Source organism: Lactobacillus sp. UMNPBX17 (assembly GCF_002553735.1).
Classification (GTDB): domain Bacteria; phylum Bacillota; class Bacilli; order Lactobacillales; family Lactobacillaceae; genus Lactobacillus; species Lactobacillus gallinarum.
Map to the genome: position 1 here is coordinate 1 of NZ_PCYT01000107.1, position 2,518 is coordinate 2,518.

At 33.3% G+C, this 2,518-nt stretch carries 2 protein-coding genes; both read left to right on the top strand.

Going from position 1 to position 2,518, the window contains the following annotated elements:
- Positions 1–546: 546 nt before the first annotated feature.
- Positions 547–1,395, top strand: a complete 849-nt coding sequence (locus tag CP368_RS09625) for an SEC10/PgrA surface exclusion domain-containing protein (RefSeq protein WP_098046034.1) — start codon at positions 547–549, stop codon at positions 1,393–1,395.
- 472 nt (positions 1,396–1,867) lie between these two features.
- Positions 1,868–2,362 carry a transcriptional regulator gene (locus CP368_RS09630; RefSeq protein WP_087364016.1) on the top strand — a complete coding sequence of 165 codons (495 nt, stop codon included), beginning with the start codon at positions 1,868–1,870 and terminating at the stop codon, positions 2,360–2,362.
- Positions 2,363–2,518 lie beyond the last annotated feature (156 nt).

The following is a 2,518-nucleotide window of genomic DNA, read 5'->3' on the forward strand; positions in this document are numbered from 1 at the left end:
TCTAACAAGATTGGACTTTTTTAGTAACTAAAACGATTTAACTAGCACCACGCGTATTATATATACTTGTTATCATAACAAGCTTAAAAAATATCAATTTTTATTTATTTTATTTTTCTACTATATAAACCTGCACTATTTACACAAAATGCCTTTAATCCCCGATATAATGGCATTTTCTCTTTTAAAAAATACTACTATATTAAAATAATTGAGGTTATATTAATATAAAAAATTATATATTATTATTTTTTAAAAACTTTTTTTACATTATTTAATAAGTGTGCAGCTTAATATCCTCATTTCCCTCAAGCAACATGCTACCAGCGTTTCTAACGCTATCCCCTTTCATATATATCCATATATTATTGTCTTTTGTTATTAAATCTTTTCACATATAGACTTTGGTTTTATTCCTGTTAGTCTATTACTTGAAGAGACTTATAGCGGGACTCAAGAAATTGACTACTTCTTGAGCTTTGAATTTTCATATTTTTGGGAATTTTTGACAGAGAATAACTTTTTAATAAATAAGGGATTAGGAAAATGAGAAAGAATGCTAAACTTTTATCCACCATTAGTATTGCCGCTGCTTTAGCTGGTGGCACTATTACCGCTTTAAACAATAATGTAGAGACTGCAGCAAATTCAACTGTTGAAGCTGCTTCTATTACTTTGCCTTCTGGTTATACTAAGAGTGCCATTATTAAATGGAACCAAACTGGTAGAGCAAGCAAGGCTTTAATCAATGCCTCAAAGAAAGGCATGATAGAAAACACATACAGTGGTGCTGGTTCTGACGATACTTTAGTTAACGTAACTAACTTAAGCCACAGCCAAAAGGTTGAATTGAGCAAGTACACTTTAAGCTTGATTAACTCTGCTCGTCATCAACTTGGCAAGAAGCCTTGGACTTACAAAGCTGGTGCTTTGCACTTTGCAGATCGTGTAGCTGAACAATACTACTCACACAACAAGTCTTGTTGGGATGCAGACCACTATGTACCTGGTATCAAGCGTGCAGCTAAGGCTTCTGGTCTTAACTCAAGAGTAGGTCAAGTCTACGAAGACGAAGCGGCCTTACCTATTTCTTCAACTTACCACACTAATATGCGTACCATGTCAGCATTGAAGAACCAAATTTACTTCAACGTTAAGCAAATGCTTTTCGGTGGTTTCTATGGCTCATACAGTCAAATGAATGATTCTTCAAGATACACTGAATGGGAACACGCTGGCGACTTGCTTGGTTGTCGTACTGAGCACTACGATGCTAAGACTAAATACTTTGGCATTAGCTTCAGTGGTTTAAGAGGCGATTCAAGCAAGATTAGTGTTCACATGATGGGCGTTGCTAAGCGTTACATCCAAAACTACAAGAAATTTAATCGTTAATATTGACGTTGTAGTTTAAAACCTAATAAAGTTTCCTAATCCAAGAGTTCAAAAAGGTTTAGTCACCTGTTTGAACTCTTTTAATTTACTTAAAAAGGCCAAATTGCTCTGGTTTTCAGACAATTTGACCTTTTTGTGTTCTATATTAGGCAAGATTAATAATTAAAAGTAAGTACTTAAAAGCCTATTCTCATCGTATTTTCGGCAAGAATGTTGTTATATCAACGTTTCAAGCACCTTCAGCAATTATAAGTTTTAAATTCTAGTTTTTGTTTTTTTATTTTATAAAAATTTTTTTGAAATATCTATTTATATATAACCTGCTTGAACTATGCTTACATCAAGCCATAAACCAATTATTATCAAAAATGGCTATTGCTATATTTATGTAGGTTTGGTATATTTTATAAAAATAAAATTTAAACAAAATCTTTGAACTTACTTGGAGTTGTCATTGAAAGGGATGAATGGAATGAGAAAACTTACAACTTACGAGATTTTACGCGAGGAATTAACTAGAGGTATTATTACCAAATACTCTGTTACCCAATTTTGCAAGGCTACTGGCATGAGCCGCGGCGTCTTTTATAATACTTATACTGGATTAACCGATTTATTTTGTAAAAGTATTCAAGCAGAAATTAGAAACCATTTCCGTGAATATGGTGATTGCCAATCGAATCAATTGGTCTTCGCCTTTCTTAGACAAATTGGCAATGATCGTCTTTTCTACACTAACATTTATCGTCTAACTCGAAAAAAGCACACTAATCATATCTGCACTCAAATTAATCGCACACTTTTTACAGAGATGCAAAAGCACCTTTTCAATAGCGATTATTCCAATAAACATATTAAGAGCATGACTAACGTTCTTCTTGCCCACATCACTAATTGGATCGATCACGGCTGCGATGCTCAAGTCCTTGACGTTTACACTGATGTAGAAATCATTCTGCCTAAATAAAAAACGCTGCTAGCTCATAGCCAATGTCATTAAGTTAAGACATTGACAAATTGAAAAGAGTCGAATCGTTGTGATTCGGCTCTTTTTTTGCATAAAATAAAGGTTCAGTATAAATTCTTGTGTAAATAGAAATTAGATAACAAAAAAAGAAGGGTT

Coding starts and splice junctions, on each gene's coding strand:
- CP368_RS09625 (WP_098046034.1), top strand. CDS start 547: ATGAGAAAGAATGCTAAACTTTTATCCACCATTAGTATTGCCGCTGCT.
- CP368_RS09630 (WP_087364016.1), top strand. CDS start 1,868: ATGAGAAAACTTACAACTTACGAGATTTTACGCGAGGAATTAACTAGA.